The 22,660-nt window shown below is 64.7% G+C and carries 23 protein-coding genes; 15 read left to right on the forward strand and 8 right to left on the reverse strand.

The window, feature by feature from the left end; all coding sequences use genetic code 11:
• Positions 1 to 56 precede the first annotated feature (56 nt).
• The 9 genes from nuoG to AC0J42_RS19195 all read left to right on the forward strand — a co-directional run bounded on the left by nuoG (position 57) and on the right by AC0J42_RS19195 (position 11,714).
• Positions 57 to 2,768 (forward strand): NADH-quinone oxidoreductase subunit NuoG, encoded by a 2,712-nt coding sequence (nuoG, locus tag AC0J42_RS19155; RefSeq protein WP_416425237.1) that lies wholly within the window; start codon positions 57 to 59, stop codon positions 2,766 to 2,768.
• Positions 2,765 to 3,772, forward strand: a complete 1,008-nt coding sequence (gene nuoH / locus AC0J42_RS19160) for an NADH-quinone oxidoreductase subunit NuoH (protein ID WP_416425238.1) — start codon at positions 2,765 to 2,767, stop codon at positions 3,770 to 3,772. The genes nuoG and nuoH overlap by 4 nt, the downstream gene beginning before the upstream one ends.
• An 11-nt stretch (positions 3,773 to 3,783) precedes the next feature.
• Positions 3,784 to 4,332 carry an NADH-quinone oxidoreductase subunit NuoI gene (gene nuoI / locus AC0J42_RS19165; RefSeq protein WP_027979511.1) on the forward strand — a complete coding sequence of 183 codons (549 nt, stop codon included), beginning with the start codon at positions 3,784 to 3,786 and terminating at the stop codon, positions 4,330 to 4,332.
• Between the two features lie 9 nt (positions 4,333 to 4,341).
• The gene (gene nuoJ / locus AC0J42_RS19170) at positions 4,342 to 4,842 is read left to right on the forward strand and encodes an NADH-quinone oxidoreductase subunit J (RefSeq protein WP_416425239.1); all 501 of its coding nucleotides are present in this window, start codon (positions 4,342 to 4,344) and stop codon (positions 4,840 to 4,842) included.
• A 3-nt stretch (positions 4,843 to 4,845) separates the two neighbouring features.
• The gene (gene nuoK / locus AC0J42_RS19175; protein WP_008369052.1) at positions 4,846 to 5,154 is read left to right on the forward strand and encodes an NADH-quinone oxidoreductase subunit NuoK; all 309 of its coding nucleotides are present in this window, start codon (positions 4,846 to 4,848) and stop codon (positions 5,152 to 5,154) included.
• Positions 5,151 to 7,004, forward strand: a complete 1,854-nt coding sequence (gene nuoL / locus AC0J42_RS19180) for an NADH-quinone oxidoreductase subunit L (RefSeq protein WP_416425240.1) — start codon at positions 5,151 to 5,153, stop codon at positions 7,002 to 7,004. Before nuoK ends, nuoL begins: the two co-directional genes overlap by 4 nt.
• 40 nt (positions 7,005 to 7,044) lie before the next feature.
• The gene (gene nuoM, locus AC0J42_RS19185; RefSeq protein ID WP_416425241.1) at positions 7,045 to 8,577 is read left to right on the forward strand and encodes an NADH-quinone oxidoreductase subunit M; all 1,533 of its coding nucleotides are present in this window, start codon (positions 7,045 to 7,047) and stop codon (positions 8,575 to 8,577) included.
• Between the two features lie 7 nt (positions 8,578 to 8,584).
• A complete protein-coding gene (gene nuoN / locus AC0J42_RS19190) occupies positions 8,585 to 10,054 on the forward strand; it encodes an NADH-quinone oxidoreductase subunit NuoN (RefSeq protein ID WP_473003104.1) in 1,470 nt (489 codons plus the stop codon).
• A gap of 562 nt (positions 10,055 to 10,616) precedes the next feature.
• The gene (locus AC0J42_RS19195) at positions 10,617 to 11,714 is read left to right on the forward strand and encodes an alpha/beta hydrolase (RefSeq protein ID WP_473003107.1); all 1,098 of its coding nucleotides are present in this window, start codon (positions 10,617 to 10,619) and stop codon (positions 11,712 to 11,714) included.
• Positions 11,715 to 11,780: 66 nt separating this feature from the next.
• Here AC0J42_RS19195 and AC0J42_RS19200 read toward each other — a convergent pair whose 3' ends face one another.
• Complete coding sequence (locus AC0J42_RS19200; RefSeq protein WP_416425244.1) at positions 11,781 to 12,185, reverse strand: VOC family protein; 405 nt, start codon at positions 12,183 to 12,185, stop codon at positions 11,781 to 11,783.
• 133 nt (positions 12,186 to 12,318) lie between these two features.
• On the opposite strand from AC0J42_RS19200, the gene AC0J42_RS19205 reads away from it, so the two are divergent.
• The 3 genes from AC0J42_RS19205 (at position 12,319) to AC0J42_RS19215 (ending at position 14,205) form a co-directional block, all read left to right on the forward strand.
• Positions 12,319 to 13,008: a CbtA family protein gene (locus AC0J42_RS19205; protein WP_473006881.1), complete on the forward strand. Its 690-nt coding sequence runs from the start codon at positions 12,319 to 12,321 to the stop codon at positions 13,006 to 13,008.
• A 187-nt stretch (positions 13,009 to 13,195) separates the two neighbouring features.
• Positions 13,196 to 13,549 (forward strand): YkgJ family cysteine cluster protein, encoded by a 354-nt coding sequence (locus AC0J42_RS19210; RefSeq protein ID WP_416425246.1) that lies wholly within the window; start codon positions 13,196 to 13,198, stop codon positions 13,547 to 13,549.
• A 71-nt stretch (positions 13,550 to 13,620) separates the two neighbouring features.
• Positions 13,621 to 14,205, forward strand: coding sequence for a class I SAM-dependent methyltransferase (locus tag AC0J42_RS19215; protein ID WP_473003111.1), 585 nt, complete (start codon positions 13,621 to 13,623; stop codon positions 14,203 to 14,205).
• A 63-nt stretch (positions 14,206 to 14,268) separates the two neighbouring features.
• Here AC0J42_RS19215 and pstB read toward each other — a convergent pair whose 3' ends face one another.
• The 4 genes from pstB to pstS form a co-directional block, all read right to left on the reverse strand.
• Positions 14,269 to 15,042 (reverse strand): phosphate ABC transporter ATP-binding protein PstB, encoded by a 774-nt coding sequence (gene pstB, locus AC0J42_RS19220; RefSeq protein ID WP_416425248.1) that lies wholly within the window; start codon positions 15,040 to 15,042, stop codon positions 14,269 to 14,271.
• Positions 15,042 to 15,914: a phosphate ABC transporter permease PstA gene (gene pstA / locus AC0J42_RS19225; RefSeq protein WP_416425249.1), complete on the reverse strand. Its 873-nt coding sequence runs from the start codon at positions 15,912 to 15,914 to the stop codon at positions 15,042 to 15,044. Before pstA ends, pstB begins: the two co-directional genes overlap by 1 nt.
• Positions 15,911 to 16,903, reverse strand: a complete 993-nt coding sequence (gene pstC / locus AC0J42_RS19230) for a phosphate ABC transporter permease subunit PstC (protein ID WP_416425250.1) — start codon at positions 16,901 to 16,903, stop codon at positions 15,911 to 15,913. The genes pstA and pstC overlap by 4 nt, the downstream gene beginning before the upstream one ends.
• A 72-nt stretch (positions 16,904 to 16,975) precedes the next feature.
• Entirely contained in the window at positions 16,976 to 17,995 is a 1,020-nt protein-coding gene (pstS, locus tag AC0J42_RS19235; protein WP_416425251.1) for a phosphate ABC transporter substrate-binding protein PstS, read from the reverse strand.
• A 108-nt stretch (positions 17,996 to 18,103) separates the two neighbouring features.
• Between pstS and AC0J42_RS19240 the strand changes: the two genes are divergently transcribed.
• Positions 18,104 to 18,370 carry a hypothetical protein gene (locus tag AC0J42_RS19240; RefSeq protein WP_473003115.1) on the forward strand — a complete coding sequence of 89 codons (267 nt, stop codon included), beginning with the start codon at positions 18,104 to 18,106 and terminating at the stop codon, positions 18,368 to 18,370.
• 523 nt (positions 18,371 to 18,893) lie between these two features.
• On the opposite strand, the gene AC0J42_RS19245 is transcribed toward AC0J42_RS19240, so the two are convergent.
• Entirely contained in the window at positions 18,894 to 19,814 is a 921-nt protein-coding gene (locus tag AC0J42_RS19245) for a carbon-nitrogen hydrolase family protein (RefSeq protein ID WP_473003117.1), read from the reverse strand.
• Positions 19,815 to 19,900: 86 nt separating this feature from the next.
• Between AC0J42_RS19245 and AC0J42_RS19250 the strand changes: the two genes are divergently transcribed.
• On the forward strand, positions 19,901 to 20,833 hold the full coding sequence (locus tag AC0J42_RS19250) for a LysR family transcriptional regulator (RefSeq protein WP_416425253.1): 933 nt from the start codon (positions 19,901 to 19,903) through the stop codon (positions 20,831 to 20,833).
• Here the strand turns inward: AC0J42_RS19250 and AC0J42_RS19255 are convergent.
• Entirely contained in the window at positions 20,813 to 21,067 is a 255-nt protein-coding gene (locus AC0J42_RS19255; RefSeq protein WP_416425254.1) for a hypothetical protein, read from the reverse strand. The genes AC0J42_RS19250 and AC0J42_RS19255 overlap by 21 nt on opposite strands.
• A 131-nt stretch (positions 21,068 to 21,198) precedes the next feature.
• Between AC0J42_RS19255 and AC0J42_RS19260 the strand changes: the two genes are divergently transcribed.
• Entirely contained in the window at positions 21,199 to 21,516 is a 318-nt protein-coding gene (locus AC0J42_RS19260) for an ElaB/YgaM/YqjD family protein (protein ID WP_416425255.1), read from the forward strand.
• Positions 21,517 to 21,585: 69 nt separating this feature from the next.
• Here the strand turns inward: AC0J42_RS19260 and AC0J42_RS19265 are convergent, their stop codons facing one another.
• Positions 21,586 to 22,617, reverse strand: coding sequence for an Ldh family oxidoreductase (locus AC0J42_RS19265; protein WP_473003121.1), 1,032 nt, complete (start codon positions 22,615 to 22,617; stop codon positions 21,586 to 21,588).
• Between the last annotated feature and the right edge of the window lie 43 nt (positions 22,618 to 22,660).

A 22,660-nucleotide genomic window follows, 5' to 3' on the forward strand; every position in this document is an offset into this window, starting at 1 on the left:
ACACAGCTTTCCATTAGCCACGCCCGCCCACGCGGGCCAACGAAGAACTTTGAACCATGGCCACTATCCACGTAGACGGCAAAGCGCTCGAAGTCGATGGCGCAGACAACCTGTTACAGGCCTGTCTGTCGCTTGGCCTCGACATTCCTTACTTCTGCTGGCACCCCGCACTCGGTAGCGTTGGTGCCTGTCGCCAGTGCGCGGTCAAGCAGTACACCGACGAGAACGACACCCGTGGTCGCATCGTCATGTCGTGCATGACCCCTGCCACCGACAACACCTGGATTTCCATCGACGACGACGAGTCCAAGGCGTTCCGCGCCAGCGTCGTCGAATGGCTGATGACCAACCACCCGCACGACTGCCCGGTGTGCGAGGAAGGCGGCCACTGCCACCTGCAGGACATGACCGTGATGACCGGTCACAATGAGCGTCGCTATCGCTTCACCAAGCGCACGCACCAGAACCAGGAACTCGGCCCGTTCATCGCCCACGAGATGAACCGCTGCATCGCCTGCTACCGCTGCGTGCGCTTCTATAAAGACTACGCCGGCGGCACCGACCTGGGCGTGTACGGCGCCCACGACAACGTGTACTTCGGCCGCGTTGAAGACGGCGTGCTGGAAAGCGAGTTCTCCGGCAACCTCACCGAGGTGTGCCCGACCGGTGTGTTCACTGACAAGACCCACTCCGAGCGCTACAACCGCAAGTGGGACATGCAGTTTGCCCCCAGCATCTGCCACGGCTGCAGCAGCGGCTGCAACATCAGCCCCGGCGAGCGCTACGGCGAACTGCGCCGCGTGGAGAACCGCTACAACGGTTCGGTCAACCACTACTTCCTGTGCGACCGCGGCCGTTTCGGCTACGGCTACGTGAACCGCAAGGACCGCCCGCGCCAACCGCTGCTGGGCCAGCAGAAGCTGGGCCTGGACGCTGCCCTGGACAAGGCCGCCGAACTGCTGCGCGGCCGCAACATCGTCGGCATCGGCTCGCCCCGCGCCAGCCTGGAAAGCAACTACGCGCTGCTGGAACTGGTAGGCGGCGAGCACTTCTACAGCGGCATCGAAGCCGCTGAGCTGGGCCGCATCCGCCTGGTGCTGGACGTGCTGAAAAACAGCCCGCTGCCGATCCCGAGCCTGCGCGAAGTGGAAGACCACGACGCCGTGTTCGTGCTGGGCGAAGACCTGACCCAGACCGCCGCGCGCATGGCCCTGGCCCTGCGCCAGTCGGTCAAGGGCAAGGCCGTGGAAATGGCCGAAGGCATGCGCGTGCAGCCCTGGCTGGACGCAGCGGTCAAAAATATCGGCCAGCACGCCCTGCACCCGCTGTTCATCGCCAGCCTCACCGACACCAAGCTCGATGACGTGGCCGAGGAATGCGTGCACGCTGCACCCGAAGACCTGGCGCGCATCGGCTTCGCCGTGGCCCACGCCCTGGACGCCAGCGCCCCTGCCGTGACAGGCCTGGACGCCGAAGCCCTGGAGCTGGCGCAACGCATCGCCGACGCCCTGCTGAAAGCCAAGCGCCCGCTGATCGTGTCCGGCACCTCGCTGGGCAGCAACGCCCTGATCGAGGCGGCCGCCAACATCGCCAAGGCCCTGAACCTGGCCGGCAAGCAAGGCTCCCTGAGCCTGGTGGTGCCCGAGGCCAACAGCCTGGGCCTGGCCATGCTCGGTGGCGAGTCGGTTGACGCTGCGCTGGACGCAGTGATCGACGGCCGTGCCGACGCCCTGGTCATTCTCGAAAACGACCTGTACACCCGCCTGCCGGCCGCCAAGGTCGATGCCGCCTTGGCCGCCGCCAAGGTTGTCATCGTTGCCGACCACCAGCAGACTGCCACCGCCGACCGCGCCCACCTGGTGCTGCCAGCGGCCAGCTTCGCCGAAGGCGACGGCACCCTGGTCAGCCAGGAAGGCCGCGCCCAGCGCTTCTTCCAGGTGTTCGACCCGGCGTACCTGGACGCAAGCAACCTGATCCACGAGGGCTGGCGCTGGCTGCACGCCCTGCGCAGCACGCTTTTGGACCGTCAGGTCGATTACACCCTGCTGGACCAGGTGACCCAGGCCGTGGCCAACAGCAAGCCGGCCCTGGCGCGCATCGTCGAAGCCGCCCCGTCGGCCGCGTTCCGCATCAAGGGCTTGAAGCTTGCCCGTGAACCGCTGCGCTACAGCGGCCGCACCGCCATGCGCGCCAACGTCAGCGTGCACGAGCCGCGCACCCCGCAGGACAAGGACACCGCGTTCGCTTTCTCCATGGAAGGCTACTCGGGCTCCGCCGAGCCGCGCCAGCAGGTGCCGTTTGCCTGGTCGCCGGGCTGGAACTCGCCACAGGCCTGGAACAAGTTCCAGGACGAGGTCGGTGGTCACCTGCGCGCAGGCGACCCGGGCACCCGCCTGATCGAGAGCCAGGGCGACAGCCTGAACTGGTACAGCGCCATCCCGGGCGCCTTCGCCCCGGCCCGTGGCACCTGGACCGCGGTGCCGGTGCACCACCTGTTCGGTTCCGAGGAAAACTCGTCCCGTGCAGCGCCGGTGCAGGAACGCATCCAGCCCGCCTACGTCAGCCTGGCCAAGTCGGAAGCCGACCGCCTGGGCGTCAACGACGGCGCGCTGCTGAGCCTGAACGTGGCGGGCGTGGCCCTGCGCCTGCCGCTGCGCATCAATGAAGAACTCGGCGCGGGCCTGGTGGCCCTGCCCGCAGGCTTCGCCGGCATTCCGCCTGCGTTCGCCGGCGCTACCGTCGACGGCCTGCAGGAGGCAGCACAATGACCTGGTTCACCCCTGAAGTGATCGACATCATCATTGCTGTCGTGAAGGCCCTGGTGATCATGCTGGCCGTGGTGGTCTGCGGCGCGCTGCTCAGCTTCGTCGAGCGTCGCCTGCTGGGCTGGTGGCAGGACCGCTACGGTCCGAACCGTGTCGGCCCGTTCGGCATGTTCCAGATCGCCGCCGACATGCTGAAGATGTTCTTCAAGGAAGACTGGAACCCACCGTTCGTCGACCGGGTGATCTTCACCCTGGCGCCGGTGGTGGCCATGAGTGCCTTGCTGATCGCCTTCGCCATCATCCCGATCACCCCGACCTGGGGCATCGCCGACCTGAACATCGGCCTGCTGTTCTTCTTCGCCATGGCTGGCCTGTCGGTGTACGCCGTGCTGTTCGCCGGCTGGTCGTCGAACAACAAGTACGCCCTGCTCGGCAGCCTGCGGGCCTCGGCGCAGACCGTGTCGTACGAAGTGTTCATGGGCCTGGCGCTGATGGGCATCGTGGCGCAGGTGGGTTCGTTCAACATGCGCGACATCGTTGAATACCAGAACCAGCACCTGTGGTTCATCATTCCGCAGTTCTTCGGCTTCTGCACCTTCTTCGTCGCCGGCGTTGCGGTAACTCACCGCCACCCCTTCGACCAACCGGAAGCGGAACAGGAACTGGCCGACGGCTACCACATTGAATACGCCGGCATGAAATGGGGCATGTTCTTCGTCGGTGAGTACATCGGCATCATCATGATCTCGGCGCTGCTGGTGACCCTGTTCTTCGGCGGCTGGCACGGCCCGTTCGATATCCTGCCGCAACTGTCGTTCATCTGGTTCGCCCTGAAGACCGCGTTCTTCATCATGATCTTCATCCTGCTGCGCGCCTCGATCCCGCGCCCACGGTATGACCAGGTGATGGATTTCAGCTGGAAATTCTGCTTGCCGCTGACCCTGATCAATTTGCTGGTGACCGCTGCCGTCGTGTTGCTGAACACGCCAGCTGTTGCGGCCCAGTGAGGATTTGACCCATGTTCAAATATATTGGTGACATCGTTAAGGGTACGGGTACCCAACTGCGCAGCCTGGTGATGATTTTCGGCCACGGCTTCCGCAAGCGCGACACCCTGCAGTACCCCGAAGAAGCCGTGTACCTGCCGCCGCGCTACCGCGGCCGCATCGTACTGACCCGCGACCCCGACGGCGAAGAGCGCTGCGTGGCGTGCAACCTGTGCGCCGTGGCCTGCCCGGTAGGTTGCATCTCGCTGCAGAAGGCCGAGACCGAAGACGGCCGCTGGTACCCGGACTTCTTCCGCATCAACTTCTCCCGCTGCATTTTCTGCGGCCTGTGCGAGGAAGCGTGCCCGACCACCGCGATCCAGCTGACCCCGGATTTCGAAATGGCCGAGTTCAAGCGTCAGGACCTGGTGTACGAGAAAGAAGATCTGCTGATCTCCGGCCCCGGCAAGAACCCTGACTACAACTTCTATCGCGTTGCAGGGATGGCCGTTGCCGGCAAGCCGAAGGGCGCTGCGCAGAACGAAGCCGAGCCGATCAACGTGAAGAGCTTGCTCCCTTAAGGAAGAAAGATGGAATTCGCTTTCTATTTCGCAGCCGGAGTCGCCGTGGTGTCCACCTTCAGGGTGATCACCAACACCAACCCCGTGCACGCGCTGCTGTACCTGATCATCTCGCTGATCGCCGTGTCCATGACCTTCTTCAGCCTGGGCGCACCGTTCGCCGGTGTGCTGGAAGTGATCGTCTACGCCGGCGCCATCATGGTGCTGTTCGTCTTCGTGGTGATGATGCTCAACCTGGGCCCGGCCTCGGTGCTGCAGGAACGGGGCTGGTTCAAGCCCGGCATCTGGGCAGGCCCGATCTTCCTGGCCGGCATGCTGCTGTTCGAGCTGCTGTACGTGCTGTTCGCCGAGCCTTCGGGCGCGGCCATCGGCCAGGAAACCGTGGGCGCCAAGGCCGTGGGCGTGAGCCTGTTCGGCCCTTACCTGCTGGTGGTGGAACTGGCCTCGATGCTGCTGCTGGCCGCCGTGGTCACCGCCTTCCACCTGGGCCGCAACGAGGCGAAGGAGTAACTCATGTCATCTATTCCCCTGGAACATGGTCTCGCAGTAGCCGGTGTGCTGTTCTGCCTGGGCCTGATGGGCGTGTTGGTACGCCGCAACATTCTGTTCGTATTGATGAGCCTGGAAATCATGATGAACGCCACTGCGCTGGCGTTCGTCGTGGCCGGTGCACGCTGGGCGCAGCCGGATGGACAGATCATGTTCATCCTGGTCATCACCCTGGCAGCCGCGGAGGCCAGCATTGGCCTGGCGATCCTGCTGCAGCTGTACCGCCGCTTCCACACGCTTGATATCGACGCTGCCAGTGAGATGCGCGGATGAACCTAATCTTCCTGACTTTCGTATTCCCCCTGATCGGCTTCCTGCTGCTGTCGTTCTCGCGCGGGCGCTTCTCCGAGAACCTCTCGGCGCTGATCGGCGTGGGCTCCATCGGCCTGTCGGCGATTGTCGCCGCCTGGGTCATCTGGCAGTTCAACGTTGCGCCGCCTGAAGCGGGCCACTACACCCTGGTGCTGTGGCGCTGGATGTCGGTGGACGGCTTCGAACCCAACTTCGCCCTGTACGTCGACGGCCTGTCGGTGACCATGCTGGGCGTGGTGGTGGGCGTGGGCTTCCTGATCCACCTGTTCGCGTCCTGGTACATGCGCGGTGAAGAGGGCTACTCGCGCTTCTTCTCGTACACCAACCTGTTCATCGCCAGCATGCTGTTCCTGGTACTGGCCGACAACCTGCTGTTCCTGTACTTCGGTTGGGAAGGCGTGGGCCTGTGCAGCTACCTGCTGATCGGCTTCTACTACAGCAACCGCGCCAACGGCAACGCAGCCCTGAAGGCCTTCATCGTCACCCGTATCGGTGACGTGTTCATGGCCATCGGCCTGTTCATCCTGTTCCAGCAGCTGGGCACGCTGAACATCCAGGAACTGATGGTGCGGGCCCCTGCGCACTTCAAGGTCGGCGACTTCTGGATTGTCTTCGCCACCCTGATGCTGCTGGGCGGCGCGGTCGGCAAATCGGCCCAGCTGCCGCTGCAGACCTGGCTGGCAGACGCCATGGCCGGCCCTACCCCGGTATCGGCACTGATCCACGCCGCCACCATGGTGACCGCGGGCGTGTACCTGATCGCCCGTACCCACGGCCTGTTCGCCCTGGCGCCGGATATCCTGCACCTGGTGGGCATCGTCGGCGGCGTGACCCTGGTACTGGCCGGCTTCGCCGCCCTGGTGCAGACCGACATCAAGCGTATCCTCGCCTACTCCACCATGAGCCAGATCGGCTACATGTTCCTGGCGCTGGGCGTGGGTGCCTGGGAAGGCGCGATCTTCCACCTGATGACCCACGCCTTCTTCAAGGCCCTGCTGTTCCTTGCCTCGGGTGCGGTGATCGTTGGCTGCCACCACGAGCAGAACATCTTCAAGATGGGCGGCCTGTGGAAGAAGCTGCCGCTGGCCTACGCCTGCTTCATCGTCGGTGGCGCGGCGCTGTCGGCCCTGCCGATCCTGACCGTGGGCTTCTACTCCAAGGACGAGATCCTCTGGGAAGCATTCGCCAGCGGCCACACCTACCTGCTGTACGCAGGCCTGGTGGGCGCGTTCATGACTTCGATCTACACCTTCCGCCTGATCTTCATCGCCTTCCACGGCGAAGCCAAGACCGACGCCCACCCCGGCCACGGTATTTCCCACTGGCTGCCGCTGGGCGTGCTGATCGTGCTGTCGACCTTCGTCGGCGCCTGGATCCACCCACCGCTGGCGGGCGTGCTGCCGGAAAGCGTCGGCCATGCCGGCGGTGAAGCCAAGCACAGCCTGGAAATCGCCTCGGGCGCCATCGCCCTGGCCGGTATCCTGCTGTCGGCCATGCTGTTCCTGGGCAAGCGCCGCGTGGCCACCGCCATCGCCAACAGCAGCCTTGGCCGCGTGCTGTCGGCCTGGTGGTTCGCCGCCTGGGGCTTCGACTGGATCTACGACAAACTGTTCGTCAAACCGTACCTGGCTATCAGCCACCTGCTGCGCAAGGACCCCGTGGACCGCACCATCGGTCTGATCCCGCGCATGGCCAAGGGCGGCAACAGCGCCATGAGCCGTACCGAAACGGGCCAGCTGCGCTGGTACGCCGCCTCCATCGCCGCCGGTGCCGTGCTGGTACTGGGCGCCGTTGTGCTGGCTGCGGTCTGACTATGAACCTTGCGACTTTGCGAAAGGAATTGAGCCCGTCATGATTCTGCCCTGGCTGATCCTGATCCCCTTTATCGGCGGCCTTCTGTGCTGGCTGGGTGAGCGCTCCGGCGCCACCCTGCCACGCTGGATCGCGTTGCTGACCATGTCCCTGGAACTCGCCCTCGGCCTCTGGCTGTGGGCCCATGGCGACTACCACCTGGCCCCTGCCCCGGGCGCCGCACCTGTCTGGGCCTATGAATTCAAGGTCCAGTGGATCGAGCGCTTCGGCATCAGCGTGCACCTGGGCCTCGATGGCCTGTCGCTGCTGATGATCTTGCTGACCGGCCTGCTCGGCGTGCTGTCGGTGCTGTGTTCCTGGAAAGAGATCCAGCGCCACGTCGGCTTCTTCCACCTCAACCTGATGTGGATCCTGGGCGGCGTGGTCGGGGTGTTCCTGGCCCTGGACCTGTTCCTGTTCTTCTTCTTCTGGGAAATGATGCTGGTGCCGATGTACTTCCTCATCGCGCTCTGGGGTCACAGCTCGGCAGACGGCAAGAAGACCCGCATCTACGCGGCGACCAAGTTCTTCATCTTCACCCAGGCCAGCGGCCTGATCATGTTGGTGGCGATCCTGGGCCTGGTGTTGTTCAACTACAACGCCACCGGCGTGCTGACCTTCAACTACAGCGACCTGCTCAAGACCAACCTGCCCCACGGCGTGGAATACATCCTGATGCTGGGCTTCTTCATCGCCTTCGCGGTGAAGCTGCCGGTGGTGCCGTTCCACTCCTGGCTGCCTGATGCCCACGCCCAGGCGCCCACTGCAGGTTCGGTGGACCTGGCGGGTATCCTGCTGAAGACCGCGGCCTACGGCCTGCTGCGTTTCGCCCTGCCGCTGTTCCCGCATGCCTCGGCCGAGTTTGCGCCGATTGCCATGACCCTGGGCCTGATCGGCATCTTCTACGGCGCCTTCCTGGCGTTCGCGCAGACCGACATCAAGCGCCTGATCGCCTTCTCCAGCGTGTCGCACATGGGCTTCGTGCTGATCGGCATCTACTCGGGTTCGCAACAGGCGCTGCAAGGCGCGGTGATCCAGATGCTGGCCCACGGCCTGTCGGCAGCGGCGCTGTTTATCCTCAGCGGCCAGTTGTACGAGCGCCTGCACACCCGGGACATGCGCGAGATGGGCGGCCTGTGGTCGCGCATCGCCTACCTGCCGGCCATCAGCCTGTTCTTCGCGGCGGCGTCGCTGGGCCTGCCGGGCACCGGCAACTTCGTCGGCGAGTTCCTGATCCTGATCGGCAGCTTCCCGATTGCCCCGATCGTGATCATCATCGCCACCACCGGCCTGGTGTTCGGCTCGGTGTACTCGCTGATCATGATCCACCGCGCCTACTTCGGCCCGTCGAAATCCGACGCGATCCTGGCCGGCATGGACAACCGCGAACTGATCATGGTGCTGGGCCTTGCCGCCCTGCTGGTACTGCTTGGCGTCTATCCGCAACCGTTCCTGGACACCTCTTCGGCCACCATGGCCGGTGTGCAGCAGTGGTTCGGCACCGCTTTCACTCAACTCGCTTCGGCCCGGTAAGAGCGCTATGGACCTGACCCTTCAACACTTTATCGCGCTTGCACCGCTGCTGATCACCAGCCTCACCGTTGTCGTGGTGATGCTGGCGATCGCCTGGCGGCGCAATCACTCGCAAACCTTCCTGCTGTCGGTGGCGGGGCTGAACATTGCCCTGCTGTCGGTGCTGCCGGCCCTCAAGGTGTCGCCCATCAGCGTCACCTCGCTGATCCAGATCGACCACTTCGCCTGCCTGTACATTGCCTTGATCCTGGTCGCCACGCTGGCGTGCGTGACCCTGGCCCACGCCTACCTGGGTGATGGCGGCTCGGGCTACCCGGGCAACCGCGAAGAGCTGTACCTGCTGATTTTGATGGCCGCCGCCGGCGGCATGGTGCTGGTCAGCGCGCAGCACCTGTCGAGCCTGTTCATCGGCCTGGAACTGCTGTCGGTGCCGACCTACGGCCTGATCGCCTACGCGTTCTTCAACAAGCGTTCGCTGGAAGCCGGCATCAAGTACATGGTGCTGTCGGCCGCCGGCTCTGCTTTCCTGCTGTTCGGCATGGCGCTGCTGTATGCCGACGCCGGCAGCCTGCAGTTCGCCGAGATCGGCCGCGCCCTGGCAGCCACCGGCAAGCCGAGCAGCCTGGCGGCCCTGGGCCTGGGCATGATGTTCGTGGGCCTGGCGTTCAAGCTGTCGCTGGTACCCTTCCACCTGTGGACCCCGGACGTCTACGAAGGCGCCCCGGCGCCGGTGGCGGCCTTCCTGGCCACCGCCAGCAAGGTGGCGGTGTTTGCGGTAGTCGTGCGTCTGTTCCAGCTCTCCCCTGCAGCCAGCAGCGGCGTGCTGACCACCGTGCTGGAAGTGATCGCGGTGGCCTCGATCATCATCGGCAACCTGCTGGCGGTGACCCAGACTAACCTCAAGCGCCTGCTGGGCTTCTCGTCGATCGCCCACTTCGGCTACCTGCTGATCGCCCTGGTGGCCAGCAAGGGCCTGGCGCTGGAAGCCATCGGCGTGTACCTGGTGACCTACGTCATCACCAGCCTGGGCGCCTTCGGCGTGATCACCCTGATGTCCTCGCCGTACAACGGCCGTGACGCCGACGCCCTGTACGAATACCGCGGCCTGTTCTGGCGCCGTCCGTACCTGACCGCCGTGCTGACCGTGATGATGCTGTCCCTGGCCGGCATCCCGCTGACCGCCGGCTTCATCGGCAAGTTCTACATCATCGCCACCGGCGTGCAGTCGCAACTGTGGTGGCTGACCGGCGCCCTGGTGATCGGCAGCGCCATCGGCGTGTTCTACTACCTGCGCGTGATGGTCACCCTGTACCTGATCGAGCCGACCCTGCGTCGCCACGATGCACCGTTCAACTGGGAACAGCGCACCGGTGGCGTGATGCTGCTGGCCATCGCCATCCTGGCGTTCGCCCTGGGCGTGTACCCGCAGCCGTTGCTGGACCTGGTGCAGCATGCAGGGTTTCAATTGATTGGTTGATTGAACCCCTGGTTGTACAAGACACCCCGCCCTAGTGCGGGGTGTTTTGTTTTTGGGCCAACAACAATCCCCAGCCATACAAACAAAGCGGACCAGGTGATGCCACAGGCATAACTGGCCCGAAACAAACGTGGGAGGGGGCTCTGCCCCCGAAGCGCCGCGCGGGCGGCGCTCGATCTCATGAACACCACAAAAACCCCGCCATGCACCTCTCAAATCCCCCGCAATCGCGTAGCCGCTGCCGCCAGGCTGCGCTGGCCCTTTACCACACTGCAGATCTTCAGGGTTCACACTGCCCAGCGCAGCCTGGCGGCAGCGGCTACAGGATTGCGTCATGGCCGCCAAGTGCATGTCTGGGGTTTTGCAGCGGTCTTGAGATCGAGCGCCGTCCGCACGGCGCGACCCGGCCTGCCGGCCGGTGCTACATTTGTTGCACCGTGCCATGGCCTGATGGAGTGGCGCTGTCCGCCTTGTTTGCCTGACACTGGATTTGTGTCGCGCCGCTCTGCGCCAGGCGCTACAGTTGGGTGAGTCTTTTCTTTCTGTTCAAGGCCCCCTGTCGATGACCAAACCCTCCACCCTCCTCCTGCTCGCCGTTGCCCTGCTGGCTGGCTGCTCCAGCACGCCCAAGGCGCCTACCCCCGAGCAACTGGCGCAGATCGAAGCCGCCAACCTGCGTACCGATTCCGACATGAGCCTGGTGCTGGACAAGCTGGCCAGCCTCAACCCGCAACCCATCGAGACCCTGGACGTGACGACCGCGCGGGTGCAGCCAACCCTGGCCGACGCCGCCAAGGCAGTACTGGCCGACCAAGGCGTGGCCGGCGACGCGGCTGGCGTGCAGGCCTACGACCGTAGCGTGCCGGGCGCCGCAGGGCAGATACCGGCCACGGTCTATACCCCGGATGGCGGTGGCTTCAAGCCGGTGATCCTGTACTTCCACGGCGGTGGCTGGGTGCTGGCTGACCGCAAGGTCTATGACAGTTCGGCCCGCGCCCTGGCCAAGGTGGCCGATGCCGTGGTGGTGTCGATCGACTACCGCCGTGCGCCGGAAGACCGCTTCCCCGCCGCCGCCGATGACGGCGTGGCCGTGTACCGCTGGCTCACCCACTACGCCCGCGCCGTGGGCGGCGACCCCAAGCACCTGGCCCTGGCCGGTGAAAGCGCCGGCGGTAACCTGGCCCTGGCCACTGCCATCGCTGCCCATGAGCAAGGCCTAGCGGCGCCCAAGCACGTGCTGGCCATCTACCCGGTGACCCAGACCGGCAGCGACACCGAGTCCTACACCAAATACGCCCACGCCAAGCCGTTGAACGCGGCGATGATGCCGTGGTTCTTCAACCAACTGCTGAGCGACCCGGGGCAGAAACAGGACCCGCGCCTGGACGTGCTGCACGCCAACCTGCAGGGCTTGCCGCCGGTGACCCTGATCAACGCCGTGGTCGACCCGCTGCGTGACGACGGCGCCTTGATGGAAACCGCGTTGAAAGCAGCCGGCGTGAACGTGGAGCGCCGGGTGTACAGCGGCGTCACCCATGAGTTCTTCGGGCTGGGCAACCTGGTACAGAAATCCGCCCAGGCCCAGGCCTACGCCGGCGAACGCCTGACCGCCGACCTGCACCGCGCCATCTCCGACACCCCCGACACCCCCGCCCCGTAGCAGCTGCCGCAGGCTGCGTCCGAAGCCAACACCGTAGCGCCCCCGGACGCGGCCTATGGGCCGCTGCTACGGGTTAAGGCCCTCCGCGTGCACGAAGCAGAGTTTGTTGCCCTCAGGGTCGCGGCAGTAGGCGCCGTAGTAGTCGGCTGAATACTGCGGGCGCAGGCCCGGGGCGCCTTCGTCCTGGCCACCCAGCTGCACCGCGGTCTTCCACGCCGCATCAACCTGGGCACGGCTGCGCGCGGCAAAGCTGACCTGTACGCCATTGCCCCAGGTAGCCGGCAGGCCATTGAACGGCTCCTGCACGAAAAACTGCGGCCAGCGCCGGCCTGGCACCTGCCAGCCGGCCCCCGGCGGCCCGCCATCGTTATCATCCGGCATGCGCTCAAGCCCCAGTTCATGCAGCACGGCATCATAAAACGCCGCCAGCCGCGGCAAGTCCCGTGCGCCCAGTTGAATATGGCTGTACATGGCAGGTCCTCCTTTTTCATCCTATATGACAAAAAACTCAGCCCCGTCGCAATGGCCCGGGGCCGGTTTACACTCGCCAGCACCTATTCGCTAGACGAGCGCCTTCATGACCGGTTCACTGCTCCTGCGCGGCATGTTCGTCGGCATCCTTGCCGGCTTTCTCGCGTTCAGTTTCGCCAAATGCTTCGGCGAACCCCAGATTGACCAGGCCTTTGCCTTCGAGGAACACCTGGACCAGGGCCCGGCCCCCGAGCTGGTGGGCCGCGAGCTGCAGAGCGGTATCGGCCTGATCAGCGGCGTGGTGGTGTACAGCGCCGGCATGGGCGCGCTGTTTGCCCTGGCCTTCGCCAACTGCGTGGGCCGGGTCGGGCGCCTGGGCCCACGCGGGCTGGCCGCGTTGCTGGCGCTGGCGGCGTTCGTGGCGGTGATCGTGGTGCCGGCGCTGAAATATCCCGCCAACCCGCCGTCCATCGGCGACCCCGACACCATCCGCGAGCGCACCCACCTGTTCCTGCTGATGGTGATGCTGTCGGTGGTGGCCATGGTCATCGCCGTGAACTTCGCCCGCAACCTGCTGCCGCGCCACGGCATCTGGACCGCTGCCCTGATCGGCATCGCCCTGTACCTGCTGGTGGTGAACCTGGGCGGCTCGGTGTTCCCGCCGGTCAACGAGGTGCCCGACGGCTTCCCGGCAGAAAACCTCTGGCAGTTCCGCCTCGCCACCTTGGGTATCCAGCTGGTGATGTGGAGCGCCCTGGGGCTGATTTTCGGCTACCTCACCGAGCGCGATTTCAAGCGCCAGCGCCTGCTGGCCGGGCGCTGAAACAGGGCGCGACGCGAACCGGCCCAGCGCCGGTTGGCGCTGCACAAAAGCGCCCGCAACGCCACACAAATATATTTGCTCAAGGCCCCCGTTTCCCTCTTCTCAACGGCGCGGCGATGCCTAGAATAGGCCCTCGGTTGCGGTCCTCGTCCTGAGTTCGCCGCCCGTATCGAATCCTGCCTTCATCATGTCTGATAACAACCCTTGCGTGAGTTGCGGCGCCTGCTGCGCGTTTTTCCGTGTGTCTTTCTACTGGGGCGAATGCACCTCGGTGGGCGGGCTGGTGCCCGATGAACTGACCGTGCAGGTCAGCCCCAACCACGTGGCCATGCGTGGCACCGAGGGCAAGCCGGCGCGTTGCACCAGCCTGGCCGGGGAAATCGGCTGTTCGGTGGGCTGCACCATGTACGAACAACGCTCCAGCACCTGCCGCGAATTCGAGGCGTCCTGGGAGACCGGCACGCACAACGAAGCCTGCGACCGCGCCCGCGCCCACCACGGCCTGCCCCCCCTGGAGCCAGGCTGGGCACTGAGCGCCTGAGGTTAAAGCGAACCCCTGGTGCTGGCACATTGTCTAGAGTGATGGCATGCCGCCTTTTCCAGGAACCGAACGTGGACCCCAAGACCCTCCAGGCCTATGACCAACGCGCGCCCGACTACGCGCGCGAATGGAACCACCAGGCACCTCCCAGCGACATGTACGCCCTGCTGCTGCGCCATTTCCGCCCTGGCCCCACCGTGGACGTGGGCTGCGGCAGTGGCCGCGACCTGGCGTGGCTCAGCGCCCAGGGCTTCGACGCCCTGGGCGTGGAAGCCAGCAGCGGCCTGCTGACCCAGGCCCGCACCCTGCACCCCGACCTGCGCTTTGCGCTGATGCACCTGCCCGAATTGGAGGGCCTTAAGGCTGGCAGCTTGCAGAATGTGCTGTGTGAAACGGTGATCATGCACCTGCCCGAAACACAGGTGGCCGCAGCTACCCGGCGCCTGCGCGAGCTGTTGCGCCCAGGCGGGACCTTGTATTTGAGCTGGCGGGTGACCCCGGATGCGTCCATTCGCGACGCGGCCGGGCGGCTGTACAGCGCCTTCGATCGGCGGCTGGTGCGCGAGGCATTGGGCAGTGTGGAGGTGCTGCTGGATGACGAGTCGACGAGCCTGTCGTCGGGCAAGCGGGTGCATCGGTTGATCGTGCGGGTGTGACGCGTGACGCGGCCTGTGGCCGCTGCTACAAAACCTGTAGCAGCGGCCGCAGGCCGCGTCAGATCAGCCGAACCGACCGGTGATGTAGTCTTCGGTCTGGGTCTTGGCCGGGTTGGTGAACAGCGTGTCGGTGTCGCCGTGCTCGATCAGCTCGCCCATGAACATGAACGCGGTGTAGTCCGAGCAGCGCGCGGCCTGTTGCATGTTGTGGGTCACGATGATCACGGTGAACTGCTCCTTGAGCTCGGTGATCAACTGCTCGATGCGGCCGGTGGAGATCGGGTCCAGCGCCGAGGTCGGCTCGTCCAGCAGCAACACCTGAGGCTTCAGGGCGATGGTGCGGGCGATGCACAGACGTTGCTGCTGGCCACCGGAGAGGCTCTGGGCGCTCTGCTTGAGCTTGTCCTTCACCTCGCCCCACAGGGCGGCGCCGTGCAGCGCCTGCTCGACGCGGTCGTCCATTTCGCGGCGGCCCAGTTTCTCATGGTGGCGCACGGCGTAGGCGATGTTGTCGTAGATCGACATCGGGAACGGCACCGGCTTCTGGAACACCATGCCCACGTGGCTGCGCAGGCGGTTCATCGAGTAGTTCGGGGCCAGGATGTTCTCGCCGTTGAGCAGTACTTCGCCCTTGGCTTCCTGTTTCGGGTACATCGCGTAGATGCGGTTGAACACGCGCAGCAGCGTGGACTTGCCGCAGCCGGACGGGCCAATGATGGCGGTCACGCGCTTCTCGGGGATGTCCATGTCGATGGATTTCAGCGAGCGCTGCTGGTCGTAGAAAAATTCAAGGTTGCGCACACGGATTTTGGTGCGTTCCTGGGCAAGACTTGTCATTAGTGAGACCTATTGCGCAAAAGGATCAATCGGGAGAGCAGGCTCAGGGCCAGGACAAACAGGGTCAGCACCAGGGCACCCGCCCAGGCGATGGCGTGCCAGTCGTCGAAGGGGCTCATGGCGTACTGGAAGATCACCACCGGCACGCTGGCGATCGGCTTGAGCAGGTTGCTGCTCCAGAACTGGTTGCCGAACGCGGTGAACAGCAGCGGCGCGGTTTCGCCGGTGATACGCGCCAGGGCCAGCAGCACACCGGTCACCACGCCCGCCTTGGCGGCGCGCAGGACGATCTGCAGGGTCAGCTTCCACTGCGGCACACCCAGGGCCAGCGCGGCTTCGCGCATGGTCGAAGGCTGCAGTTGCAGCATTTCATCGGTGGTGCGCACCACCACCGGAATCACCAGCAGCGCCAGGGCCAGGGCACCGGCGAACGCCGAGAAGCCCACCTGGTGGTTGGTGAGGTGGTTGAGCGGCAGGATCACCGCGGTGTAGATGAACAGGCCCAGCACGATGGACGGCGCCGACAACAGGATGTCGTTGATGAAGCGCACGGTGTTGCCCAGCTTGGAGTGGCGGGCGAACTCGGCCAGCCAGATACCAGCGGCCAGGCCAATCGGCGTGCCGATCAGCAGGGCCAGCACCGACATCAGGGCGCTGCCGTAGAAGGCGTTGGCCAAACCGCCCTCGGTGCCCGGTGGCGGGGTCATCTGGGTGAACAGGGCAAGGTTCAGCGCCTTGAAGCCGTTGATCAGCGTGGTGATCAGGATCCACACCAGCCACAGCAGGCCAAAGGCCGTGGCGCCACAGCTCAGGGCCATGGCAATACGGTTCTTCAGGCGGCGAACACGGTACAGCCGCTCGTTGTCGTTCATAGTCCCTCTTTACGCGACAAGCGCATCAACATCAGGCGGGCAGCCGCCAGCACCACGAAAGTGACGACGAACAGCAGGAAGCCCAGGGCGATCAGCGCCGAACGGTGCAGGTCGGTGTAGGCCTCGCTGAACTCGTTGGCGATCACCGAGGCGATCGAGCTGCTGGGCATCAGCAAGGAAGCGGAGAACTGGTGGGCGTTGCCCAGCACGAAGGTCACCGCCATGGTCTCGCCCAGGGCGCGACCCAGGCCCAGGAAGATGCCACCGACCACCGCCGAGCGGGTGTAGGGCAGCACGATGTCCCAGACCACTTCCCAGGTGGTGTTACCCAGGGCGTAGGCCGATTCCTTCAAGGTGGTCGGCACGCTGCGGAACACCTCATGCATCACCGAGGTGATGAAGGGGGTGATCATGATCGCCAGCACGATACCGGCGGTAAGCATGCCGATACCCAGGGGCGGGCCTTGGAACAGCGCGCCGACCACGGGCAGTGCGCCCAGGTGGTCGTTGATCCACGGCGCCAGGTGCGCGGCCATGAACGGGCCGAAGATGAACAGCCCCCACATGCCGTAGATGATCGACGGGATACCGGCCAGCAGCTCGATCGCCGAGGCAATCGGCATGCGCAGCCACATGGGCGCCACTTCCGTAAGAAAAATGGCGATGCCGAAACTCACCGGAACGGCGATCAGCAACGCCAAAAGCGAGGTCACCAGTGTGCCGAAAACAGGCACGACGGCGCCGAACTGGCCGTTGACCACATCCCATTGGGTGCTGGTCAGGAAGCCGAAACCAAAGGTGCGAAACGCTTCGCTGCCGCCCCACAGGGTAGAGCCGGCGATGCTCAGCAGCAGCACGAGCACCAGCATGCCGGCACCCATCATGGTGCGCCGGAACCACATGTCGTGGCGATGGTCGCGTGCCGCACGGGCTTCGCTGGCATCGGTGGTAGAGCTGGTCGAGGTCATGTATTGGGTGTTATCTGTCATGGCAATCCACTCGCAAGGCGTACGCCCCCACCGGACCCGAGGTCCGGCGGGGGCGCGCCGGTTTACTTCACATCAATGGGCGAAATCGGATTTCCAGTAACCTTCGATCTTCTGCACCAGCGAGTTCGGCAGTGCTACGTAGTCCAGGGCGCTGGCCTGCTGCTGGCCGTTTTCCAGGGACCATTTGAAGAAGTCAAAGGCGGCCTTGCTCTGCTCGGCGTTCTTGGACTGCTTGTACATGATGATCCAGGTAGTGGCAGTGATCGGCCAGGCGTTGTCGCCCGGGGCGTTGGTCATGATCAGGTTGAAGTCCTTGGCGCTGGCCCAGTCGGCGGTATCGGCGGCAGCCTGGAAGGCCTTGGCGTTAGGCTCGACGAACTTGCCGGCGGCGTTCTTCAGCTGGGCAGTGGCCATTTTGTTCTGCAGGGCGTAGGCGTATTCGACGTAGCCGATGGAGCCCTTGATCTGCTTCACGTAGGCAGCCACACCTTCGTTGCCCTTGCCGCCCACACCCACAGGCCAGGCCACGGTGGTGCCGAACTTCAACTGGTCGTTCCAGCTTGGGCTGACCTTGGACAGGTAGTTGGTGAAGTTGAACGAAGTACCCGAGCCGTCCGAACGGTGCACCACGGTGATGGCGGTTTCAGGCAGCTTGACGCCTGGGTTCAGGGCCTCGATGGCCTTGTCGTTCCACTTGGTGATTTTGCCTTGGAAGATGTCAGCCAGGGTCTGGCCGTCCAGCTTCAGCTTGCCGCCTTCCACGCCTTCGACGTTGAAGACCGGCACGATGCCGCCGATGACGCTGGGGAACTGGCCCAGGCCGGCTGCTTTCAGGTCGTCAGCGCTGAGCGGGGCATCCGATGCGCCGAAGTCAACGGTGGCTGCCTTGATCTGGGCGATGCCGCCGCCCGAACCGATGGACTGGTAGTTGATGCGGTTGTCTTTCTGCTTGCTGTAGTCCTGGGACCACTTGGACAGCACTGGGTAAACAAAGCTGGAGCCCGCACCGGTTACATCGGTCGCGTGGGCCAGGCCCGAAAGGCACAGGGAGGCCAGCAAAAGCGACAGACGATTTTTATTCAGCAGCGTCACGGCAACACCTCGGCAAATTGGTTTGAGTGGGTCCTACCCACACGGGTTTGGCCGTGACGATTTAATGCTTTGAATATTTCGGTTTAATGACAGTTAGTCGAATGGGATGTGAAATTATTGCATTGGGCCAGCATCTACCCCCCCGAAGGGGCGGCGAATCGCCATGAACAAGCCTTTGATCTGGCGTCTGATCTGGCGTCTGATCTGACTTTTGATCTGGCTTTTGATCCGGCTTTTGATTTGCTTTTGATCTGGCTCTTGATCTTGATTGTATGCCCCGTAAAGCGCCCGGGCCGACTGGAGGCGTCGATCAACGGGCTGCCCGAAGGGCCGAGGCCGCAGGCCGAAGAGACGGTAACCCGCAGGCTTCTATAGCGGGTGCCGTCTGCCCGTTGATCGGCGCCGGAAGGAGGGGACCCGTAGCGCAGCGGAGGGCCCAAGCAGGGGCAAGCGTTTTTTGCTTACTTTTTTTGGCGTTTGAAAAAAAGTGAGTCGCCGTAAGGGCGAAACGGTCGGTGGTCTCGCCGCGAAATTGGATATGTTCGAAACCCTCAAAAGCGGGATCCACATATCGCGAACATATCCATTACTACGGGTGATGCAAAATCACCTTTTCGGCCTTACGCCGAGTCACTTTTTGACAAACGCCTCAAAAAGTAACCAAAAAAGGCTTGCCCCTGCTTGGTCCCTCCGCTTCGCTGCGGGTCCCCTCCCTCCGGCGTCGCCCAAGCGGACGACGGCCCGGAACAGAAGCGCCTCCGGTTCCGTCTTCCCCGGCTACGCCGTGGACCGCTCGGCCGACGCCTCCAGTCGGCCCTGGCGCTTTATGGGGCACACAATCAAGATCAAAGGCCGCACGGGATCAAGATCAAGAGCCGTGTGTGTGGCGCTGAAGTGTTTATATGAATTTCACCCCCGGGCGCGGCGTTTCATCCACCACCAACTCGAAGACATCAGGGCGCGAATAGTGCCCAACCACGTCGAAATCATAGCGAGCACGCACTAAATCCTCACTGTCGATTTCAGCCACCAGCAACCCTCGTGCCCCCACCAACGGCCCCGCCAGCACATCCCCCAACGGCCCGATAATGACACTGCCACCATTGATCAACGGCCGTTCCGACGGCCAGTTGGCCACCTCGGTGCCCAGGGCCGCAGGCGAATCCTGCACCTGGCAGGCGCTGACCACGAAGCAACGGCCCTCGCAGGCCACGTGGCGCATGGTCACCTGCCACATCTCGCGTTCATCCACCGTGGGCGCGCACCAGATGTCCACGCCCTTGGCATACATGGCCATGCGCAGCAGCGGCATGTAGTTTTCCCAGCACACCGCGCCACCGATGCGCCCGGCCGCGCTTTCTACAACCGGCAGCGTGGAGCCGTCGCCCTTGCCCCAGATCAGCCGCTCGGTGCCGGTGGGCATGAGTTTGCGGTGCTTGGCCACAAGGCCCTGTTGCGGGCAGAAGTACAGCACGGTGCAGAACAGCGTGTGGCCGCTACGCTCGATCACCCCCAGCACCAGGTTGGCGCCGGTGCGCTGGGCAAGGCCGGCCAGGGCCTCGGTTTCAGCGCCAGGCACGTCGATGGCGTTGGCGTGGTAGCGGGCGAAGGCGTCGCGGCCCTCGGGCAGGCGGTAGCCCAACTGGGTGCCGAAGGTCTCGCCCTTGGGGTAGCCGCCCAGCAGCGCTTCGGGCATGACCACCAGTTGGGCGCCGGCGTCGCGGATGGCGTCTTCGTAGCTGAGGATGTGCGCCAGGGTGTCGGCCTTGCCGCCGGGCAAGGCGCCGATTTGCAGGGCGGCAACGATGGATTTCGACATAGCAGGTAGCTTCCGTGTGCAGGACTGTTTGCACATTGTCGGCGGCTGGTGAATCATGAATAAAGCCCCATTCAATTCTGAATGATATGAACCAGATGAATATCGTCGACGTCGATCTCAACCTGCTGAAAGTCTTCGAAGCCCTGCACGACGAAGTCAGCGCCAGCCGTGCGGCCCTGCGCCTGGGCGTCACCCAGTCAGCGGTGAGCGCGGCGTTGCGGCGCCTGCGCGAGGTGTATGGTGACCCGCTGTTCGTGCGCACCGGGCGCGGCCTGGCGCCGACCCTGCGGGCCAACCAGTTGAAGCCGCTGATCAGCGAGGCGCTGAACAAGTGCAGGCAGAGCCTGACCTTGCTCGATCCCAACGCCAGCGACTACCGGGGCCGCGCGGTGAGCCTGGGGCTGTCGGATGATTTCGAGATTGCCTTCGGCCGCGCACTGATCGAGGAAGTGGAGCGCCGGGCGCCGGGGCTGCGCCTGATCTTCCGGCAAACCCACACGCAGATCGTCGCCCAGGCCCTGAGCGAGCGCACCCTGGACCTGGCCATCACCGCCGGCGGCTTCAACGAACGCATGCTCAGCCGCCAGGTGTTGGGTGAAGGCGATTACTTGAGCCTGGTGGACCCGGCCAGCCTGGCAGCTGGGCAGGCCGAGATTGAAGTGGACGAATTCGTCGCCCGTGAGCAGATCCTGATTTCCTCAGGTGGCTTCATCGGCATCATCGACGAAGCCCTGGCGGCCTTGGGCCGCACCCGACAGGTGCAGGCCTCGACCACCCACTTCGCCGCCCTGCCCTACCTGCTCAAGGGCTCGCGGGCGATTGCCACGGTGCCGGCGCACGCGGCGTGGCGCATCGCCCAGGTGTGCGGGCTGGCGACCCTGCCCTGCCCGCTGAACCTGCCGCGCTACCCCATCGAGATGGGCTGGCGCACCCACGCGCAGATCGACCCGGCGCTGCTGCGCGTGCGCGAGGCCATCAGTGCCTGCGTGGGCGATGCGTTACTTGTTGGCGGCCATTAGCCGGTTGACCTCGGCACGCACCATGTTGGCGTACTCGGGCGGCGACATGCCATCAAGCTCTGCGCGTACCCACTCGGCCCAGCGGCCCTTGCGCTTGGACTTCTCGCTGATCAGGCGCGCGGCGTCGGCCTTGGCCTTGCCCAGGTTGGACTGCCAGAGGTCGAACAGGCGGGATTTCTCGTCCTCGATCATCGCCCGCTCGGCGAGGCTCATGTTGGCCAGATTGAAACTCATGGGGTAACCCTGCAGCGTGAAAATTGGCCGCTATCTTACACTGTCGGGCAGGCGGACCTGAACACCGCTGCAACTTTCGCCCACCGCTGCAATCCATTGTTCACTGCCATCAATTACCAGGAGCAACGCATATGGCCCGTAAAACTGCCTCGCAAGCCGCCGATCAGATCAAGGATCAAGCCTTCAGTGAACTGCAGGCGCTGATCGAGGAATCCGAAGCCCTGCTCAAGAATGGCGCGGAACTGGTGGGGGAAGAAGCCGAGACCTGGCGTGAACAGGTTGGCCTGAAGCTCAAGCAAGCCCGGGAGTCGGTGAGCGGCGCTCGCGACCGTGCCCAGCCAGTAGTGGAAGCCACCCAGGAATACATCGGTGGCCACCCCTGGCAGACCGTGGCCATTTCCGCCGGCTTCGGCCTGGTGGTGGGCCTGCTGCTGGGCCGCCGTTCGTAACGGGCGCGCAGGACGCCGCCTGGCGGCAGCTGCTACACACTTCCCCCGTAGCAGCGGCCGCAGGCCGCGTCATTCACGCAGCGCCAGGGCCTGCAGGCGCGCCAACTCTTCCACGCCAATCCGTACCCCTTCCTGTTGCGCTCTGGCCCGCGCGCGATAACGCCGCTCCCCGGCCATCCTCGTTACCCCCACTTCCTGCATGCGCTCCACCAGCTCGCGACTGCGCGCGGCGAAGTCATTGCCGGCCGCCTTGCTCGGGTCGATGACAATGATCAGCTGGCCGGTCCAGGGCGTCTGCGCCCCAGGGTGCTGGCTCCAGTCGAAACCAAAGGAGAAGTTGCCACCCGTCAGCGCAGCGGCCAGCAACTCGACCATCATCGACAACGCCGAGCCCTTGTGCCCGCCGAACGGCAACAACGCACCGCCATCGAGAATGGCCTTGGGATCGGTGGTGGGCTGGCCGTGGCGATCGACGCCGGTGCCGGGCGGCACGACCGTGCCCTGGCGCGCGGCGATCTGCACGTCGCCGTGGGCCAGGGCGCTGGTGGCCATGTCGAAGACGATCGGGTCATGGCCTTCACACGGCGCGGCGAAGGCAATGGGGTTGGTGCCGAACAAGGGTTTCTGGCCGCCATGGGGCACCACGCAGGTCATGCTGTTGACCACGCTCAAGGCCACCAGCCCCTCACGGGCGAAAGGCTCGACATCGGGCCACAGCGCGGCGAAGTGGTGCGAATTGCGAATCGCCAGCACCGCGATGCCGGCTTCACGCGCCTTGGCCAGCAGCAGCGGCCGGGCCGCCGCCAGGGCTGGCTGGGCGAACCCGCGCGCAGCGTCCACACGCACGAATCCCGACGCCACATCTTCGACCACCGGCACCGCTGCACCATCCACCCAGCCGCTGGCCATGGACGACACATAGCCCGGCACGCGAAACACGCCGTGGCTGTGGGCGCCGTCCTGCTGGGCGGTGGCACAGTTGTGCGCGAGCACCTGGGCCACCGAGGCCGAGGCGCCATGGCGCTGGAATATCTGGCTTAGCAACGGCACCAGCTGGTCGAAGGCCAGGGTCGTGGTATGTGGAGTGTCGACAGCAGGCATCACAAGCTCCTTGCAGGGGGGATAGCCGATTAATCACACCGCC

It is taken from the genome of Pseudomonas sp. Tav-5-1A (assembly GCF_055755055.1).

What these genes read in the sequence shown, in the direction of transcription:
- nuoL (WP_416425240.1), top strand. Translation starts at nt 5,151, where the DNA reads ATGAACCTAATCTTCCTGACTTTCGTATTCCCCCTGATCGGCTTCCTG.
- nuoK (WP_008369052.1), top strand. Translation starts at nt 4,846, where the DNA reads ATGTCATCTATTCCCCTGGAACATGGTCTCGCAGTAGCCGGTGTGCTG.
- AC0J42_RS19200 (WP_416425244.1), bottom strand. Translation starts at nt 12,185, where the DNA reads ATGTACAGCCATATTCAACTGGGCGCACGGGACTTGCCGCGGCTGGCG.
- AC0J42_RS19265 (WP_473003121.1), bottom strand. Translation starts at nt 22,617, where the DNA reads ATGCCTGCTGTCGACACTCCACATACCACGACCCTGGCCTTCGACCAG.
- AC0J42_RS19260 (WP_416425255.1), top strand. Translation starts at nt 21,199, where the DNA reads ATGGCCCGTAAAACTGCCTCGCAAGCCGCCGATCAGATCAAGGATCAA.
- AC0J42_RS19255 (WP_416425254.1), bottom strand. Translation starts at nt 21,067, where the DNA reads ATGAGTTTCAATCTGGCCAACATGAGCCTCGCCGAGCGGGCGATGATC.
- pstA (WP_416425249.1), bottom strand. Translation starts at nt 15,914, where the DNA reads ATGAACGACAACGAGCGGCTGTACCGTGTTCGCCGCCTGAAGAACCGT.
- nuoH (WP_416425238.1), top strand. Translation starts at nt 2,765, where the DNA reads ATGACCTGGTTCACCCCTGAAGTGATCGACATCATCATTGCTGTCGTG.
- nuoM (WP_416425241.1), top strand. Translation starts at nt 7,045, where the DNA reads ATGATTCTGCCCTGGCTGATCCTGATCCCCTTTATCGGCGGCCTTCTG.
- nuoJ (WP_416425239.1), top strand. Translation starts at nt 4,342, where the DNA reads ATGGAATTCGCTTTCTATTTCGCAGCCGGAGTCGCCGTGGTGTCCACC.
- AC0J42_RS19250 (WP_416425253.1), top strand. Translation starts at nt 19,901, where the DNA reads ATGAACCAGATGAATATCGTCGACGTCGATCTCAACCTGCTGAAAGTC.
- AC0J42_RS19205 (WP_473006881.1), top strand. Translation starts at nt 12,319, where the DNA reads ATGTTCGTCGGCATCCTTGCCGGCTTTCTCGCGTTCAGTTTCGCCAAA.
- pstC (WP_416425250.1), bottom strand. Translation starts at nt 16,903, where the DNA reads ATGACAGATAACACCCAATACATGACCTCGACCAGCTCTACCACCGAT.
- AC0J42_RS19210 (WP_416425246.1), top strand. Translation starts at nt 13,196, where the DNA reads ATGTCTGATAACAACCCTTGCGTGAGTTGCGGCGCCTGCTGCGCGTTT.
- AC0J42_RS19195 (WP_473003107.1), top strand. Translation starts at nt 10,617, where the DNA reads ATGACCAAACCCTCCACCCTCCTCCTGCTCGCCGTTGCCCTGCTGGCT.
- pstB (WP_416425248.1), bottom strand. Translation starts at nt 15,042, where the DNA reads ATGACAAGTCTTGCCCAGGAACGCACCAAAATCCGTGTGCGCAACCTT.
- nuoG (WP_416425237.1), top strand. Translation starts at nt 57, where the DNA reads ATGGCCACTATCCACGTAGACGGCAAAGCGCTCGAAGTCGATGGCGCA.
- nuoI (WP_027979511.1), top strand. Translation starts at nt 3,784, where the DNA reads ATGTTCAAATATATTGGTGACATCGTTAAGGGTACGGGTACCCAACTG.
- nuoN (WP_473003104.1), top strand. Translation starts at nt 8,585, where the DNA reads ATGGACCTGACCCTTCAACACTTTATCGCGCTTGCACCGCTGCTGATC.
- AC0J42_RS19245 (WP_473003117.1), bottom strand. Translation starts at nt 19,814, where the DNA reads ATGTCGAAATCCATCGTTGCCGCCCTGCAAATCGGCGCCTTGCCCGGC.